Consider the following 15,675-nt stretch of genomic DNA (forward strand, 5'->3'; position numbering starts at 1 on the left):
ACCGCGCGCCTTTCTCTCCGGCGCGCACCGAAAGGACGCACGAGTCGAGCAAAAGGAGCGCGCGAGTGGCCAAGGCACCGGAGATTCCCGTACACAACCGCAGGGACGGCCTCGAACCCCTGCCCGAGCTGCGCCGGATGAGCCAGGAGACGCCGCTGCTCGAAACCCCCCGCGACTGGGTCGCCACCGGGCAGGCCGAGGTGCGCCAGATCCTCGGCGACGCGGACCGCTTCAGCACCATGCCGCCCGCCGACACCGAGGAGGACCGGCGGCGCCAGATCCAGGAGGGCAACCTCCTCCAGTACGACCCGCCGGACCACACCCGGCTGCGCCAGATGCTCACGCCCGAGTTCACCAACCGGCGGATGCGCAGGCTGGAGCCCTTCATCGAGGAGATCGTCGCCGAACGCCTCGACGCCCTCGAACGCGCCGGCCGGCCCGCCGACTTCATGCGCCACTTCGCCTGGCCCATCCCCGGCCTCGTCAGTTGCGCGCTGCTCGGCGTGCCCCGCGACGACCAGGCGGAACTGGCCCGCAACCTCGACATCAGCCGGGCCGGCAACCGCAGCCGCAAGCAGCAGATGACCGCGGGAAAGGCGTACGTCGGCTACATGAGCCAACTCGTCGCGCGCAAGCGCCGCGACCCCGGCGACGACCTGCTCAGCATGCTGGTCCGCGAGCACGGCGACGACGTCGCCGACAGCGAACTGACCGGCATCGCCACCTCGCTGATGGCCGCCGGCTACGAGAACGTCGCCGGCACCCTCGGCCTCGGCACCATGCTGCTGCTCAGCCACCCCGACCAGCTCGCACTGCTGCTGGAGAAGCCGGAGCTGACCGACCGCGCGGTGGAGGAACTCCTGCGGTACGTGTCCGTGATCGCCACCTCCTCGCCGCGCACCGCCCTCGCGGACGTCCCCGTCGGCGACGCGGTGATCAAGAAGGGCGACGTCGTCGTCTGCTCCCTGCTCGCGGTCAACCGGGCCGCCCGGGACGGCGAGCAGCGGGCCGGCCACGACGGGTTCGACATCACCCGCGAGGTCACCTCCCACATGGCCTTCGGCCACGGCATCCACTACTGCCTGGGCGCCCCGCTGACCCGCGTCCAGCTCAGGATCGCCATCCCGCGGCTGCTGCGCCGCTTCCCCGGGCTGCGCCTGGCCGTACCGCCGGAAGAGCTTCGCTACCGGACGCTCGCGCCCAACTACGGCGTCGAAGCGCTCCCCGTCGCCTGGTAGGGGGTCCCATGCCACGCCCGTCCCGGCCCGCGCCCGTGTACACCCGCAGAACGCGCTTCGACCCCGCCGCCGAGCTGCGCCGCCTGGCCGCCGAGCGGCCCGTCACCAGGGTCGACGTCGGCCCCGGCGACAGCGAGGAGTTCGTCTGGCTGGTGACCGGATACGACGAGGTACGCCAGGTCCTCGGCGACCACGTCCGCTTCTCCACCCGCCGCCGCTTCGGCAGCGCGGCCCGCACGGACGGGACGTACGCCGACGACTACCGCCCGGACGACATGATCGGGCAGCTCATGGACTACGACCCGCCCGAGCACACCCGGCTCCGGAAGATGCTCACGCCGGAGTTCACCGTCCGCCGGATCCGCCGGCTCCGCCCGCGGATCGAGGAGATCACCGCCGAACGGCTCGACGCCGTGGAGCGCGCAGGCCCGCCCGCCGACCTGGTGGAGCAGTTCGCCACCCCCGTCTCCGGCGCGGTGCTCTGCGAGCTGATCGGCGTCCCCAGGGACGACCGCGGCGCGTTCCTGCGCCGCGCCCGGCAGCACCTCGACCAGGGCCGCGGCCGGCAGGCGCGGGCCGCCGCCGGGGCCGCCTTCTCGCGCTACCTCGCCGACCTGGTCGCGGAGCAGCGCCGGGAGCCCGACGACGGCTTCCTCGGCATGCTCGTACGCGACCACGGAACCGACGTCACCGACAAGGAACTCCGCGGCGTCTGCGTGCTGCTGCTGCTCGCCGGCCTCGACAACATCTCCGGCATGCTGAGCCTGGGCACCCTCGTGCTGCTGGAACACCCCGACCGGCTCGCCGAGATCCGCGAGGACCCCGACGCGGTGGACCGCACGGTCGAGGAACTGCTGCGCTACCTGACCGTGCCGCACGCGCCCACGCCCCGGACCGCCCTGGAGGACGTCACCGTCGGCGGACAACTCGTCAAGGCGGGCGAACACGTCGTCGTCTCGCTGCCCGCGGCCAACCGCGACCCGGCACTGACCGGGATTCCCGACCGCTTCGACCCCGCCCGCGAGCCGTCCGCCCACATCGCCTTCGGACACGGCATCCACCACTGCCTGGGCGCCGCGCTCGCCCGCATGGAACTCGGCATCGGCTACCCGGCGCTGCTGCGCCGCTTCCCGCACCTGCGCCTCGCCGCGCCGGCCGCGGAGGTGCCGTTCCGGCTGCACACGACCGCCTACGGCCTGGAGCGGCTGCCGGTCGCCTGGTGACCGGCGGCCGGGGAGGGGAGACGACGATGGAGGTACGGGTCGACCGCGACAGGTGCGTGGGGTCGGGGCTGTGCATGATGCACGTGCCCGCCGTCTTCGACCAGTCCGAGGACGACGGCAAGGTGCTGCTCACCACCGCGCACCCCGCCGCCGCGCTCGGCAGGTCCGTACGCGGCGCCGCCGGACGGTGCCCCGGGCGGGCCATCTCGCTGCACGACAGCGCCGACCGGGAAGAGCGGACCACCGGTTCCGGCAGGCTTCCCTGAAGTTCTCCTGAGGATAAAGCGCACCCCCGCGGCGCGCTGAGCACGACCGACGGAAGCCTATTCATGGAACTCTCATGAAAGCCGCCGCCGGCGACCTTCGCCGGCGGCGTTCTGTATCCGCCCTGTGACCGCGGCTCGCGTAGAACTTGGGCCCATGTTCACCACACGCAAACGCGCATTCGCGCAGACCCTGCTCGCCTCGTCCGCTCTGGTCGTCACCTTTGCGCTGGCGGGGTGTTCCGACGATTCCGAGGCCGCCTCCTCCGACGGCGGCACGTCCGCCTCGCCGAACGGCCCGTTCGACCAGGCGGTCGAGTACGCGCAGTGCATGCGTGACAACGGAGTACCGGAGTTCAAGGACCCGGTTCAGGACACCGGCGGCGTCATGTTCAACCAGGGCGGATTCGACCCGAACTCCGCCGAGTTCAAGTCCGCGGAGGAAGCCTGCCGCGACAAGCAGCCGCAGCGCCAGGGCGGCCCCAACGGCGGCGAGCCGCTCGACTCCGAGAAGGTCGCGGAGTGGGCGGAGTGCATCCGGCAGAACGGCGTGCCCGACTTCCCCGACCCGGAGATCGAGGGGAACAGCATGGTCGTGGACATGGGTGCCGCCGACCCGACGACGTTCGAGCCGGCCCGGCAGGCATGCCAGGACAAGTACCCCGGCGGCGGCATGCGGATCGGCGGGGGCCCGCAGTGACGAGCCGTGAGGAGACGGAGGAGCTGAACCTGCGGGAACGGCCACCGGGCGCGCTCGAAGTCCGTTCGCCCGGGCCGCTCACCGCGGGCGGCGAGTCCGAAGCCGGCGGGTCCGGCGGTGAACTCGCCACCGCCGCCCCGCCGCCCGGCGGCGACGGCGCGCCGGGCGGCACCGAGCCGGCGCGCAAGAGCCGCAAGCTGCGGATGGCGCTGATCGTGGTGATCGCGATCGGCGTCGCCGCGGCGGCGGGGCTCGCCGCCACCGGCGCACTCGGCGGCGAGGACTCCGAGGAGCCCGCCGCCGGCCCGTCGGGCCCCGCCGCCACGGCCCAGGTGAAGCGGTCGACGCTCACCAGCAGCGAGACGGTCGACGGCACCCTCGGATACGGCGACGTGTCCACGGTCCAGGCCATCGGCGCGGCCGGCGGCGGCGCGGACGCGGGCCAGCCCGCCCAGGGCGGCGGAACCGCGCAGGACTCCGGCGGCACCGCCGCCGAGGGCGCCGGCATCGTCACCTGGATGCCCAACGAGGGCTCCACGATCAAGCGCGGCGACACCGTGTACAGCGTGGACGGCGAGAAGGTCCCGCTGTTCTACGGCGACACCCCGCTGTACCGCACGCTGTCGGACGGCAGCGAGGGCGGCGACGTCGAGATGCTCGAACGCAACCTCGACAAGCTCGGCTACACCGGGTTCACCGTCGACGAGACGTACAGCTCGGACACCGCGGACGCGGTGTCCGACTGGCAGGAGGACACGGGCCGGGAGGAGACCGGCGTCGTCGAGGCCGGCGACGCCGTCACCGCCGAGAGCGCCCGGCGCGTCGCCGCCCTCCAGATATGGCCCGGTGCCAAGGCCGAAGGGGCGATCCTCGACTGGACCGGCACCGAGCGGGTCGTCTCGGTGGAGCTGGACGCGCAGTTCGAGGACCTCGTACGGGTCGGCACCAAGGCCGATGTCGAGCTGCCCAACGGCACCACCGTGGCCGGCAGGGTGACCGACATCGGCACCCCGCCCACCGCCGAGGGCTCCGCTTCCGGCGGCGCCGGCGCCGGGGGCGAGGAGGAGCAGGAGTCCACCCTGCCGCTCCAGTTGGAGGTCGGGGAGCAGGACAAGCTCGGCCGCTACCAGGCCGCGCCCGTCGACGTGGTGCTCAAGGCGGACACCCGCGAGAACGTGCTCGCGGTGCCCGTGAACGCGCTCGTCGCCCGGCAGGGCGGCGGGTACGCGGTGCAGAAGGTGACCGCCGGCGGGAGCACCGAGTCGGTGCCCGTCGAGCTGGGCATGTTCGCCAACGGGCTGGTCGAGGTCACCGGCGACGGCATCGAAGAAGGCATGTCCGTGGGGGTTCCGAGGTGACCGTCCTGTCCCATCCGGTGGTCGAGCTGACCGGGGTCACCAAGACCTACGGGGACGTCGCCGCGCTCCGCTCCGCCGACGTCGTCATCCGGCGCGGCGAGCTGCTGGCCGTCGTCGGCCCGTCCGGCTCGGGCAAGTCCACCATGCTCAACATCATGGGGACGCTCGACCGCCCCTCCGCGGGCACCGTCCGCATCGACGGGCACGACATCGACTGCCTCAGCGACCGCGAGCTGTCGGCCCTGCGGGCGGGCACCATCGGCTTCGTCTTCCAGCAGTTCCACCTCGCGCCCGGCGTCCCGGCGCTGGACAACGTCGCCGACGGGCTGCTCTACAGCGGCCGGACCCGCGCCGAGCGGCGCCGCCTCGCCGAGCGGGCCATGCGCCGCGTCGGCCTGGGCCACCGCCTCTACCACGAGCCGCACCAGCTCTCCGGCGGCGAGAAGCAGCGCGTCGCCATCGCCCGCGCGGTCCTCGGCGACCCGCCCCTGCTCCTCGCCGACGAGCCCACCGGCGCGCTCGACTCCCGCTCCGGGGCGGTCGTGATGGAGCTGCTGCACCAGCTCCACGAGGCCGGCACCACCGTCGTCGTCATCACTCACGACCGCGACATCGCCGGCTCCCTGCCCCGCGAAGTCCGCCTCAAGGACGGCAGCATCGAGCACGACTCCGCACCCGGCGCCGCTCTCCCGGCCGCCCGGCTCCCCGAGGAGGCCGCCCGATGACCGCGCCGCAGGCGACCAGGGAGATCGACCGCGCGCAGCCGTCCGCACCGCCGCCGCCCACCGCGCCGAAGCCCGCCCGGATGACCCCGGCGGACGTGCTGCGGGTCGGGGGCTCGGGGCTGCGGTCGCGGCCCATGCGGGTGTTCCTCTCGGCGCTCGGCATCGCCATCGGCATCGCCGCGATGATCGGCGTCGTCGGCATCTCCACCTCCTCCACGGAGGACCTGGACCGCCGGCTGAACGCGCTGGGCACCAACCTGCTCACCGTCACCCCCGGACAGTCGTTCTCGGGCACCGAGGCCAGCCTGCCGGAGGAGTCGGTCAGCATGATCGGGGCCATCCCGGAGGTCGAGAACGTCTCCGCCGTCGGCCGCACCGACGCGAGCATCTTCCGCAACGACCGGATCCCCGAGGAGCAGACCGGCGGCCTGAGCGTCAGCGCGGCCCGTCTCGACCTACCGGAGTCCGTCGGGCTGACGGTCACCGACGGCCGCTGGCTGAACGGGGCGACCAGCCGCTACCCCGCGGTCGTCCTCGGCCCCAAGGCCGCCGAGCAGCTCGGGATCTACGAGTCGGGCCCCGACTCGCAGGTGTGGCTGGGCGGCAGGTGGTTCACGGTCGTGGGCATCACGGCGTACAACGAGCTGGTGCCCGAGCTGGACTCGGCCGCGCTGGTCGGCTGGGACGTCGCCGAGGACGAACTGGGCTTCGCGGGCAACCCCACGACGATCTACACCCGCAGCGCGGAATCCGCCGTCGCGGACGTGCAGTCCGTCCTCGGCGCCACCGCCAACCCGGAGAACCCCAACGAGGCCACCGTCTCCCGCCCCTCCGACGCGCTGGCGGCCAAGGAGGCCACCGACGAGACGCTCAGCGGCCTGCTGCTGGGGCTCGGCGGGGTGGCGCTGATCGTCGGCGGCGTGGGCGTGGCCAACACCATGGTCATCTCCGTGCTCGAACGCCGCTCCGAGATCGGCCTGCGCCGCTCGCTCGGCGCCACCCGCGGCCAGATCCGCAGCCAGTTCCTCTGCGAGGCGCTGCTGCTGTCCGCGCTCGGCGGGCTCGGCGGCGTGGTGCTGGGCATCGGCGTGACCGTCGGCTACGCCACGTCCCAGGACTGGGCGACGGTGGTGCCGATATGGGCGATGGCCGGCGGCATCGGCGCGACGCTCCTTATCGGCGGCCTCGCCGGGTTCTACCCGGCGGTGCGCGCCGCCCGGCTGCCGCCCACGGAGGCGCTGGCCACCACCTGACGTACCGGTGCACCGCACGGGGGAGTCGGCTCGGGGGAGCCGGCACGGGTGCACCGATACGCAGAGATGTCCCGCAGACCGCGGTGCCCCTGCTGTCCCCCGAGCAGCGGGGGCTCCGCTCCGCCCGGCCCCCCTTCGGCCCTCTCTTGCCCTGCCGCCCCCGCAACAGCCCTGTCACCTGGGCTGTTACCAGGGGCTTACGCGGTCTCCGGCACGCTGACGGCATGCGTGTGCTCATCGTGGAGGATCACCGGGAGCTTGCCGAGACCGTCGCCACCGGGCTGCGCGAGGACGGCATGGACACGGACCTCGCGTACGACGGCCAGGAGGCCATAGACCGCGCCACGGCCGACGAGTACGACGTGATCGTCCTGGACCGCGACCTGCCCCGGCTGCACGGCGACGAGGTGTGCCGCGCGCTGACCAGGCACGGCAGCAGCACCCGGGTGCTGATGCTCACCGCCTCCACCACCGTCGCCGACCGCGTCGACGGCCTCGGCCTCGGCGCCGACGACTACCTGACCAAACCCTTCGCGTTCGCCGAGCTGATCGCCCGGATCCGGGCGCTGGGCCGGCGCCCGTCGAACGCCGTCCCGCCGGTCCTGACCCGCGGCGACCTGACCCTCGTCCCCGCGCAGCACCTCGCCAGCCGCGGCGGCCGCCGGCTGGACCTGTCGCGCAAGGAACTCGCGGTGCTGGAACTGCTGCTGTCCGCGCAGGGCGCGGTGGTCTCCGCCGAGGAACTCCTCGAACGGGCCTGGGACGGCGCCGCGGACCCGTTCACCAACGCCGTGAAGGTCACCGTCAGCAGGCTGCGCCGCAAGCTCGGCGACCCGCCGGTGATCGAGACCGTCCCCCATGCCGGATACCGGATCTGAGCGGGCCCGCCGTGCCGGCCGCCGGGTCCGCTGGACCGTCAGGCTCCGGCTGACGGTGCTGTACGGCGCGCTGTTCCTCGTCTCCGGCGTCGCGCTGCTCGCCATCACGTACGCCCTCGTCGCCCGCGGCAACGCCACCAAGGGCGTCCTCGTCAGGTTCGACTCCGTCGGCGGCAGCGGCCAGGGCGACCCGGACATCCGGCACGTGGCCACCGAACGCCACGAGGCCGCCCTCCAGGCCCTGCTCGCGCAGTCCGGCATCGCGCTCGCCCTGATGACCGCCGTGTCCGTGGCCCTGGGCTGGGTGATGGCCGGCCGGGTGCTGCGGCCCGTACGGATCATGGCGGGCCGGGCCCGCCGGATCTCCGAGCACAACCTGCACGCGCGGCTGGCCATAGCGGGCCCCGACGACGAGCTGAAGGACCTCGGCGACACCTTCGACGGCCTGCTGTCCCGGCTGGACTCCGCGTTCGAGGCGCAGCGCCGGTTCGTCGCCAACGCCTCCCACGAGCTGCGCACCCCGCTGACGCTCCAGCGTGCGATGGTCGAGGTCGCGCTCTCCCGCCCGGGCGCGGACGCGGCGTCGCTGCGCGCCGTGTGCGAGCGGGTCGTCGCGTCGGGGGAGGAGCAGGAGCGGCTGATCGAGGCGCTGCTGACGCTGGCCGGCAGCCAGAGCGGGCTGGTGGTCAGCGAGCCCGTCGACCTCGCCCGCGTCGCCCGCGAGGTGCTGCACGACCGCACCCGTACCGCGCCGGGCGAGCTGGACGTGCACGCCTCGCTGCGCCCCGCGGTCACCTCGGGCGACGAGCGGCTGATGGCGCGGCTGATCGGCAACCTGGTCGAGAACGCGCTGCGTTACACCCCGGCCGGCGGCTGGGTGCGGGTGGCCACGGGCGTGCAGGAGACGGGCTATCCGATGCTGCGCGTCGTCAACAGCGGCCCGCGGATCCCCGCGGAGCGCATCCCCGACCTGTACGAGCCGTTCCAGCGGCTCCAGCCGCGGGCGGCCGGCGGCGGCTACGGCCTGGGGCTGTCCATCGTCGCCGCCGTCGCCGCGGCGCACCGCGCGGAGGTGACCACGGTGCCGGGCCCCGAGGGGGGCCTCGCGGTCACGGTGGAGTTCCCGCCGCCGGACCCGGCGGACTGGTGAGCCGCCCCGTCAGCTCGCGCCGATCATCTCCACCTCGCCGCCGAGTTGCTTGACCTTGCCGTCGCCGGGCACGTGCGCCGCGTTCTGCACGGCGTAGTACTCGCGCACGCCCATCGGCTCCTCCTCCGTGACGTACAGCTTGGTGGCGTCCCCCGGGACGATGTGGAAGCCCGGCCGGGTCGCGAAGTCCACCCGCGCGTCGTAGGAGTTGAAGACGGTCAGCGCGCCGCCGTCGGCCGTGCGCAGCGCGTAGATGTCGGGGAAGGCGGGCTCGTACGCGTCGTCCCACTTGCGGTTCAGTGACTCGAACTCGGTCTCGAAGTAGCCGTCGTGCTCGGGCCTGATCCAGTCCCGGCGGGTGGTGTGGTCCTTGACCATGTTCTTGCGCACCTCGCTGTCCGCGAGGAGCTTGCCGTCCTTCTTGCCGCCCGAGACGTAGAGGTCGTTGACCGCGTCGTCGAGGCCGCCGAGTTCGGTGGTGCCGACCTCGGCGTCGGCGGCCAGCACGGTCGGCAGCCCGCCGGCACCGCGCGCGACCTCGGGGACCCGGCCCTGGATGCCGACCGAGGCGACGTTCTTCCAGGTGTCGCCGCCGGCGCGCTCGAAGACCAGCAGGCTGCGGTCGCCCTCGTCGTAGCCGGGGCCCTCCACGGGGGCGTCGACCATGTACCAGTCCCCGTCGGCGGGGATGTAGTACTCGGCCTTGTCGGCGAGGTAGCGGAACGGCTTCTTGTAGAGCTTCTGGTACTTCTTCTCGTACGTCGGGAACTGCCGGTACTGCGCCTGGCTCTGCTGGAACAGCGCGCCGCCCTCGACCTCGCCGAGCGCCTTGCGGTCCAGTTCGGCGTTGGCGGCGTTGTTGGCCTCGACGTAGCTCTCCAGCACCTTGCGGGCCTGGGCCTCGCTGATCACCGGGCGGGGCTTCGCCTTCTCGTCGCGTGGGCCGTCCGCGTCGTCGTCCGAGCCCCCGCTGCACGCCGTGGCCAGCAGAAGAGCGGCCAGTCCTGTGGCGGCGGTGGATATGGCGGTCTTGGTCGTGCCCATGGGCGCAAACCCCCCGATGCGGTCAAGATCAGTGGTCGGGGGCGAGTCTAAGCACTGGCCCCGGAGTGCCCGTGCGCCGACCCCCGAACACCGGTGCGGACGAACGCCGTGGCGGACGGCGGTGCCGCGTGGTTAGGGTGGGGCCATGCCGACCGGATTCGTTTGACACTGACGGGCCCGTGGCCCGCCTCCCGTCCGATGCGCGAGACGACCTGCCATCGAGACGAGAGGAGACGACGTCGTGACGTCGTTGTTCAGCCACCAGCAGATCCAGCACTTCCGCGCCTTCGGGTACGTGGTGCTGCGCGGCCTGCTCGGCCGCGCGGAGACCGCCCGGCTCACCGCCGAGGTGACCGCCGGCCTCACCGACGCCTACGGCGGCCTCGGCACCGACGCCGACCCGTACGACGAGGGCGGCATCCGCGGCGACTACCTGCCGCTGGCCGCCGACCGGACGCCCTTCAGCCAGTCGCTGATCGCCGACGACCCGCGGCTGTTCCAGGGCTCCGCCGAGCTGTGCGGGCGGATGACCGTGCCGACCGTGCCCAGCGCGGTGTGCTTCACCGGCAACGCCGGCTGGCACACGGACGTCGGCCCGGACGTGCCCGGGGTGACGTTCCTGGCCCATCTGGAGACCCGTACCGCGCCGACCGGCGCGCTGCGGGTGCTGCCCGGGTCGCACGACCCGGCGTACGCCCGCCGGCTGGCCGCGTACCGCGATCTCGACCCCGCGAACCAGGGGTTCCCGGGCTGGCCCGTGCCGGAGACCGTGCTGCCGACGGAGCCGGGCGACGTGCTCGCCTTCGACGTCCACCTGCTGCACCGCTCGGTGGGCGGCGGGAACCGGCTCGCGTGGCGCACCGAGTACCTGGGGTGGCCCGGTCTCGGTGACGCCGAGGGTATGCGCGTGGTGGGGGAGTTGCTCGCCGAGGACGACTACGAGGACGGCGACTTCGACCGCGTGCGCTGGCCGGAGTGGGACGAGTGGGCGGCCGGGGCCGCGGGGATCGCCTCGCGGCAGACCGCGCTGGACCGGCTGCGCCTGCTGGGCGCCGTGCCCGAGGCCCGTACCGCCGCCGAGGCCCGCGGCGGGTCCTGACGGAGCCGGAGAGACAAGCCGTGGCCCCCGCCTTTCCGGCGGGGGCCACGGCCCTCCTCGGTACGAAGTCGCGGGGCCCCAGGGGGCCTTGCCGCGACGGCTACCAGCGGTACCAGCGTGAGCGCCGGCCGCCGCCCGCAGGCGTGGAGCGCATCACGAAGCCCAGAAGCCACACCACGAGCACGGCCACCGCGATCCACCACAGGGCCTTGACCGCGAAGCCCGCGCCGAACAGAAGCAGCGCCAGCAGCAGTACCAGCAGGATGAGAAGCATCCTCGTCACCTCCGCAGGCCGGGTTCCCCGAGTGCCGGGGACTACACGCCGCCCCTTGTCAGGCCCCGTTGCCTGACTTCGCCTGCATTCGCCCTAGCTTGTTCGGATTCAGCACCGCGAAGATGCCGTGGATCCGCCCGTCGTGGACGTCCAGGCTCACCACCTGGCCCGCGCCGTCCACGCTGACCGACAGCGCCGGTGCGCCGTTGGCGTCGACGACGCGCGCGCCCGTGAGCGGGTAGCGGGCGACGAGCCCGCACAGGAACGCGATCACCGCCCGGCGCCGGCGGCCAGGGCGGCGTCGTACAGATTCGGGGTCCTGGCCCCCGCCCGGTCCGCCGACCGGGCCAGGGCCACCACCTCGTGCCCCACCGAGGTGAGCAGCGGCACCAGGGGGTGCCGATGGCTCCGGTCGCTCCTGCCACGAGAACGCGCAAGATTCCTCCTCGGTCCCGGAGCCCGGTCCGCCCGGTGTCCCGAGTCGTGCCATATGGACGGGCGCGCGCCCGTGACGGCCTGCGGAGTGAGCCACGTCATGGCGTCCGCGCGGTGCGGCGGTGCGCGGCGCTCGGCGGCCAGGAGAACGCGGCGGCCCGCGCGCCGGACGTCCGGACGCGCGGGCCGGGGGCCGCGAAAGAAGGGGTGTGCCGACGGCGGAGAAATCAGCGGGGGGATCAGCCGCCCGCGGGCGCCAGCCGCTCCTCGGCCGCCGCGAGGATCTCGGTCACGCGCAGCCCGAGGTGGACGTCACGGGGGTCCGGCCGGCCGCTCTCGGCCGCCGCCAGCAGCGCGTCCACGGCCCGTACGAAAGCCGGCACGGGCCCGTCGTCGTCCCGCTGCGGCAGCGTCTGCACCCCCGGCGTGCCGTGCAGCTGCACGGTGACGCCGGCCGCCTGCGGCGGGACGGTGTGGCTGAGCGTGCACGTGCTGGACGCGCCGGAGGCGTGCCGCAGCGTGAGGTGCACGGTGTCGCCCGGGCCGCGCGCGGACGTGACGGCGCCGGGCACCGCCGGGTCCACGTCGCCGAGGACCGGCAGCAGCATCGACAGCGCGTGCGGCCCGACGTCCCACAGCGCGCCCTTCTCGCCGCGCCAGGGCGAGGCCGCGTACGGGGTGTCGGCGCCGGCGAAGACGGGCGAGAGCCAGTCGGCCCGGCCCAGCAGCCAGCCCTCCTCGCCGGCCCGCTCGGTCAGCCAGCCGGCGGTCTCCTCGCGAAAGCGCAGCGTGAAGAAGACCACGGAGGCCACCCCGGCGCGCTCCACCGCGTCCACCACCCGCCCGGCGGCGGCCACGTCGGTGGCCACGGGCTTGTCCAGGAGCAGATGGCAGCCCGCCGCGGCGGCGCGCTCCGCCAGTGGCGCCTGCACGTCCGGCGGCAGCGCCACGGCGACCGCGTCGCAGTCGGCGAGGAGGGCGTCCACGTCGTCGTACGCGCGGGTGGCGAGGCGGTCGGCGACCGCGCCGGCCGCGTCCGGGCGCCGGCCCCACACTCCGGCGATCTCCGCCCGCGGGTGTGCCTGAATCCCGGGGCCGTGTGCGCGCTCGGCCCAGGGGCCGGTGCCGAGAAGTCCGAATCGCATGCGCCGAGTCTACGATCACCGCCTGCGCCGCAGGCCGGTCGGCCCGTGCTCCCGCCGCCCGGGGGGCCGGCCGCGCCGCCCGGGCCGTCTCACCCGCGCCGTCTCACCCGCGCCGTTTCACCCGCGGGGTCCCTGCCGCGGTCACTCCTCCGGGCGCGCCCGGCTGGGCTGCACCCGCTTCGGCTCGCCCGCCATCTTCGGGTGGTCCGGCGGATAGGGCATGTCGCCCTGGCCGTGGTCCTGTTCCTGCCGCTCGGACAGCTCCAGCAGCGAGGTGATGTCGAAGGCGTGGTCGTCCATGTCCGCGTGCACGTCGCCGACCTCGGCGAAGCGTTTCGGCATGGTGACCAGATCGAAGTCGTCCGGCTCGGCGTCGTCCACCTCCTCCCAGCGCAGCGGCGCGGAGACGGGCGCGTTCGGGTGCGGCCGCACGGAGTAGGCGGAGGCGATGGTGCGGTCGCGGGCCATCTGGTTGTAGTCCACGAAGACCTTCTCGCCGCGCTCCTCCTTCCACCACGCGGTGGTGACCTGCTCCGGCATCCGCCGCTCCAGCTCCCGCCCGGCGGCGATCACCGCGCGGCGCACCTGCACGAACGTCCAGCGCGGCGCGATCGGCACGAACAGGTGCATCCCCCGCCCGCCGGAGGTCTTCGGCCAGCCGGTGAGCCCGTGCTCGCCGAGGACGGCGCGCATCCCGTGCGCGGCGCGCACGGCGTCGTCGTAGTCCGTGCCGGGCTGCGGGTCGAGGTCGATGCGCAGCTCGTCCGGGTGCTCGGTGTCGCCGCGCCGCACCGGCCAGGGGTGGAACGTCAGCGTGCCGTACTGGGCCGCCCAGACGACCGCCGCCGGCTCGGTGGGGCACATCTCGTCCGCGTACCGCCCGCTGGGGAAGGTGATGCGGGCGGTGGGGATCCAGTCGGGTGTGTTCTTCGGCGCGCGCTTCTGGAAGAACGACTCGCCGCTTATCCCCTCGGGGTAGCGCTCCAGGGTCGTCGGCCGGTCCCGCAGAGCCCGTACGATGCCGTCGCCGACGGCGACGTAGTACCGCGCGAGGTCGAGCTTCGTGTAGCCCTTCGCCGGGAAGAAGACCCGGTCCGGGCTGGACAGCCGCACGGTTCTGTCGCCCGCCTGGAGCTGAATCGCTGCACCCATGTGCGCAACGGTAAAGCGGATGTCCGAATCTCGCCTTACCGTTGCGCACATGGATCTGCCGGTGATGCCCCCCGTGAAGCCGATGCTCGCCAAGCCGCAGAAGAAGCTCCCGCCCGGGATGCTCTACGAGGCGAAGTGGGACGGCTTCCGCGCCATCGTCTTCCGCGACGGCGACGAGGTCGAGGTCGGCAGCCGCACCGGCAAGCCGCTGACGCGCTACTTCCCGGAGCTGGTGGAGGCGCTGAAGGCCAACCTGCCCGAGCGGTGCGTGGTGGACGGCGAGATCGTCATCGTCCGCGGCGACCGGCTGGACTTCGACGCCCTCACCGAGCGCATCCACCCCGCCGACTCCCGGGTGCGGATGCTCGCCGAGCAGACGCCGGCGAGCTTCGTCGCGTTCGACCTGCTGGCACTCGGCGACGACTCGCTGCTGGACACCCCGCAGTCCGGGCGGCGCGAGGCACTGCTGCGCGCCCTGGCCGACGCCGAGGCGCCGGTGCACATCGCGCCCGCGACGCTGGACCTGGCGGTTGCCGAGCAGTGGTTCGAGCAGTACGAGGGCGCCGGGCTCGACGGGATAATCGCCAAGCCGACCGGGCTGCCGTACCGGCAGAACGAGCGGGTGCTCGTGAAGGTCAAGCACGAACGCACGGCCGACGTGGTGCTCGCGGGCTTCCGCTGGCACAAGTCGGGGCCCGTCGTCGGCTCCCTGCTGCTCGGCATCAACGACGACAAGGGCGTGCTCCAGCACGTGGGGGTGTGCGCGGCGTTCTCGATGAAGCGGCGGGCCGAGCTGGTCGAGGAGCTGGCGCCGCTGCGGATGGACGCCCCCGAGGAGCAGGCGCGGCACCCGTGGGCCGACTGGACCAAGGAGGACGCGCACGAGTCGGCGCGGCTGCCGGGGGCGCCGAGCCGGTGGAGCGGGCAGAAGGACCTGTCGTGGGTGCCGCTGCGGCCGGAGCGGGTGCTGGAGGTGGCGTACGACCACATGGAGAACGGGGCCCGCTTCCGGCACACCGCCCAGTTCCGCCGCTGGCGCCCGGACCGCACGCCGGAGAGCTGCACGTACGAGCAGTTGGAGGAGCCGGTGAAGTACGACCTGCACGAGGTGCTGACCGCCCGCCCGACAAAGTGAGCGGGCCGCGGCCGGCGCCGGAGCGGCTGGACGGAACCGTTCGGTCAGCCGGAGTTGGCCTCCCGGACCCGCCGCCTTCGCCGGCCCCCGGCACCATGTCTCCATGGATGCCACCACCCTGGCGCGCTCGCTGTTAGAGCCGGTTCCCGCCCACCGCACGGCCGGCCTCACGGTGCTGCGGGCCGTCGACGGCGCCGCCGAGGTCTCGGTCGAGGCCCCCGGCGTGCTCGGGAACGTCATCGGCTCACTGCACTCCGGCGGCCTCGCCACCCTCGTCGACGCCGCCGCACTGGCCGCGATCCTCTCCGCCGGCGACACGCCCGGCGAGCTGGACGGCGTGCTGCCGCTCGGCGCCTCCGCCTCGTTCGAGTACCTGGCGCCCGCCCGCGGCCGGCTCATCGCCTCCTGCAAGCTCAGCTCGTCGGCCGTCCAGGTGCTGCGCCCCGTCCTCGCCGGCACCGCGGACCGCGCCCGCATCAGCACCCAGGGCGTCGTGACCGACGAGCGGCACACGGTGGTGTGCCGCGGCGGCTTCGAGTGGAGCGTCCGCCGCGTCACACGCACCGCGGCCCTGCGCCCCCGCCGCTGACGCCGCCGGGCCCG

The 15,675-nt window shown here is 73.7% G+C and carries 17 protein-coding genes; 12 read left to right on the top strand and 5 right to left on the bottom strand.

Going from position 1 to position 15,675, the window contains the following annotated elements; genetic code table 11:
• Window positions 1–65 precede the first annotated feature (65 nt).
• The 9 genes from QBL21_RS15180 to QBL21_RS15220 all read left to right on the top strand — a co-directional run bounded on the left by QBL21_RS15180 (window position 66) and on the right by QBL21_RS15220 (window position 8,788).
• Complete coding sequence (locus tag QBL21_RS15180; RefSeq protein WP_407562713.1) at window positions 66–1,238, top strand: cytochrome P450; 1,173 nt, start codon at window positions 66–68, stop codon at window positions 1,236–1,238.
• Between the two features lie 8 nt (window positions 1,239–1,246).
• On the top strand, window positions 1,247–2,461 hold the full coding sequence (locus QBL21_RS15185) for a cytochrome P450 (RefSeq protein WP_407562714.1): 1,215 nt from the start codon (window positions 1,247–1,249) through the stop codon (window positions 2,459–2,461).
• A gap of 26 nt (window positions 2,462–2,487) precedes the next feature.
• Complete coding sequence (locus QBL21_RS15190; RefSeq protein WP_407562715.1) at window positions 2,488–2,727, top strand: ferredoxin; 240 nt, start codon at window positions 2,488–2,490, stop codon at window positions 2,725–2,727.
• A gap of 154 nt (window positions 2,728–2,881) precedes the next feature.
• Window positions 2,882–3,424 (top strand): hypothetical protein, encoded by a 543-nt coding sequence (locus tag QBL21_RS15195; RefSeq protein ID WP_407562716.1) that lies wholly within the window; start codon window positions 2,882–2,884, stop codon window positions 3,422–3,424.
• Window positions 3,421–4,782 (top strand): peptidoglycan-binding protein, encoded by a 1,362-nt coding sequence (locus QBL21_RS15200; RefSeq protein WP_407562717.1) that lies wholly within the window; start codon window positions 3,421–3,423, stop codon window positions 4,780–4,782. Before QBL21_RS15195 ends, QBL21_RS15200 begins: the two co-directional genes overlap by 4 nt.
• Window positions 4,779–5,507 (top strand): ABC transporter ATP-binding protein, encoded by a 729-nt coding sequence (locus QBL21_RS15205; RefSeq protein WP_407562718.1) that lies wholly within the window; start codon window positions 4,779–4,781, stop codon window positions 5,505–5,507. The genes QBL21_RS15200 and QBL21_RS15205 overlap by 4 nt, the downstream gene beginning before the upstream one ends.
• Window positions 5,504–6,760: an ABC transporter permease gene (locus QBL21_RS15210; protein WP_407562719.1), complete on the top strand. Its 1,257-nt coding sequence runs from the start codon at window positions 5,504–5,506 to the stop codon at window positions 6,758–6,760. Before QBL21_RS15205 ends, QBL21_RS15210 begins: the two co-directional genes overlap by 4 nt.
• 224 nt (window positions 6,761–6,984) lie before the next feature.
• On the top strand, window positions 6,985–7,638 hold the full coding sequence (locus tag QBL21_RS15215) for a response regulator transcription factor (RefSeq protein WP_407562720.1): 654 nt from the start codon (window positions 6,985–6,987) through the stop codon (window positions 7,636–7,638).
• The gene (locus QBL21_RS15220) at window positions 7,619–8,788 is read left to right on the top strand and encodes a sensor histidine kinase (RefSeq protein ID WP_407562721.1); all 1,170 of its coding nucleotides are present in this window, start codon (window positions 7,619–7,621) and stop codon (window positions 8,786–8,788) included. The genes QBL21_RS15215 and QBL21_RS15220 overlap by 20 nt, the downstream gene beginning before the upstream one ends.
• A 9-nt stretch (window positions 8,789–8,797) precedes the next feature.
• On the opposite strand, the gene QBL21_RS15225 is transcribed toward QBL21_RS15220, so the two are convergent.
• Complete coding sequence (locus tag QBL21_RS15225; protein WP_407562722.1) at window positions 8,798–9,832, bottom strand: hypothetical protein; 1,035 nt, start codon at window positions 9,830–9,832, stop codon at window positions 8,798–8,800.
• Window positions 9,833–10,073: 241 nt separating this feature from the next.
• Between QBL21_RS15225 and QBL21_RS15230 the strand changes: the two genes are divergently transcribed.
• Window positions 10,074–10,931 (top strand): phytanoyl-CoA dioxygenase family protein, encoded by an 858-nt coding sequence (locus QBL21_RS15230; RefSeq protein WP_407562723.1) that lies wholly within the window; start codon window positions 10,074–10,076, stop codon window positions 10,929–10,931.
• A gap of 100 nt (window positions 10,932–11,031) precedes the next feature.
• On the opposite strand, the gene QBL21_RS15235 is transcribed toward QBL21_RS15230, so the two are convergent.
• The 4 genes from QBL21_RS15235 to ligD form a co-directional block, all read right to left on the bottom strand.
• On the bottom strand, window positions 11,032–11,205 hold the full coding sequence (locus tag QBL21_RS15235) for a hydrophobic protein (RefSeq protein ID WP_407562724.1): 174 nt from the start codon (window positions 11,203–11,205) through the stop codon (window positions 11,032–11,034).
• A 58-nt stretch (window positions 11,206–11,263) separates the two neighbouring features.
• On the bottom strand, window positions 11,264–11,479 hold the full coding sequence (locus tag QBL21_RS15240) for a hypothetical protein (RefSeq protein WP_407562725.1): 216 nt from the start codon (window positions 11,477–11,479) through the stop codon (window positions 11,264–11,266).
• A 400-nt stretch (window positions 11,480–11,879) separates the two neighbouring features.
• Window positions 11,880–12,785 (bottom strand): Gfo/Idh/MocA family protein, encoded by a 906-nt coding sequence (locus QBL21_RS15245; RefSeq protein WP_407562726.1) that lies wholly within the window; start codon window positions 12,783–12,785, stop codon window positions 11,880–11,882.
• A gap of 141 nt (window positions 12,786–12,926) precedes the next feature.
• Window positions 12,927–13,937, bottom strand: coding sequence for a non-homologous end-joining DNA ligase (ligD, locus tag QBL21_RS15250; RefSeq protein WP_407562727.1), 1,011 nt, complete (start codon window positions 13,935–13,937; stop codon window positions 12,927–12,929).
• A gap of 49 nt (window positions 13,938–13,986) precedes the next feature.
• On the opposite strand from ligD, the gene QBL21_RS15255 reads away from it, so the two are divergent.
• Window positions 13,987–15,072 carry an ATP-dependent DNA ligase gene (locus tag QBL21_RS15255; protein WP_407562728.1) on the top strand — a complete coding sequence of 362 codons (1,086 nt, stop codon included), beginning with the start codon at window positions 13,987–13,989 and terminating at the stop codon, window positions 15,070–15,072.
• A 103-nt stretch (window positions 15,073–15,175) separates the two neighbouring features.
• A complete protein-coding gene (locus tag QBL21_RS15260) occupies window positions 15,176–15,661 on the top strand; it encodes a DUF4442 domain-containing protein (protein WP_407562729.1) in 486 nt (161 codons plus the stop codon).
• The last annotated feature ends 14 nt before the right edge of the window (window positions 15,662–15,675 follow it).

The organism is Streptomyces sp. 184 (assembly GCF_045781775.1).
GTDB lineage: Bacteria > Actinomycetota > Actinomycetes > Streptomycetales > Streptomycetaceae > Streptomyces.

What these genes read in the sequence shown, in the direction of transcription:
- QBL21_RS15210 (WP_407562719.1), top strand. Translation starts at nt 5,504, where the DNA reads ATGACCGCGCCGCAGGCGACCAGGGAGATCGACCGCGCGCAGCCGTCC.
- QBL21_RS15215 (WP_407562720.1), top strand. Translation starts at nt 6,985, where the DNA reads ATGCGTGTGCTCATCGTGGAGGATCACCGGGAGCTTGCCGAGACCGTC.
- QBL21_RS15195 (WP_407562716.1), top strand. Translation starts at nt 2,882, where the DNA reads ATGTTCACCACACGCAAACGCGCATTCGCGCAGACCCTGCTCGCCTCG.
- QBL21_RS15225 (WP_407562722.1), bottom strand. Translation starts at nt 9,832, where the DNA reads ATGGGCACGACCAAGACCGCCATATCCACCGCCGCCACAGGACTGGCC.
- ligD (WP_407562727.1), bottom strand. Translation starts at nt 13,937, where the DNA reads ATGGGTGCAGCGATTCAGCTCCAGGCGGGCGACAGAACCGTGCGGCTG.
- QBL21_RS15185 (WP_407562714.1), top strand. Translation starts at nt 1,247, where the DNA reads ATGCCACGCCCGTCCCGGCCCGCGCCCGTGTACACCCGCAGAACGCGC.
- QBL21_RS15245 (WP_407562726.1), bottom strand. Translation starts at nt 12,785, where the DNA reads ATGCGATTCGGACTTCTCGGCACCGGCCCCTGGGCCGAGCGCGCACAC.
- QBL21_RS15190 (WP_407562715.1), top strand. Translation starts at nt 2,488, where the DNA reads ATGGAGGTACGGGTCGACCGCGACAGGTGCGTGGGGTCGGGGCTGTGC.
- QBL21_RS15220 (WP_407562721.1), top strand. Translation starts at nt 7,619, where the DNA reads ATGCCGGATACCGGATCTGAGCGGGCCCGCCGTGCCGGCCGCCGGGTC.
- QBL21_RS15260 (WP_407562729.1), top strand. Translation starts at nt 15,176, where the DNA reads ATGGATGCCACCACCCTGGCGCGCTCGCTGTTAGAGCCGGTTCCCGCC.
- QBL21_RS15235 (WP_407562724.1), bottom strand. Translation starts at nt 11,205, where the DNA reads ATGCTTCTCATCCTGCTGGTACTGCTGCTGGCGCTGCTTCTGTTCGGC.
- QBL21_RS15255 (WP_407562728.1), top strand. Translation starts at nt 13,987, where the DNA reads ATGGATCTGCCGGTGATGCCCCCCGTGAAGCCGATGCTCGCCAAGCCG.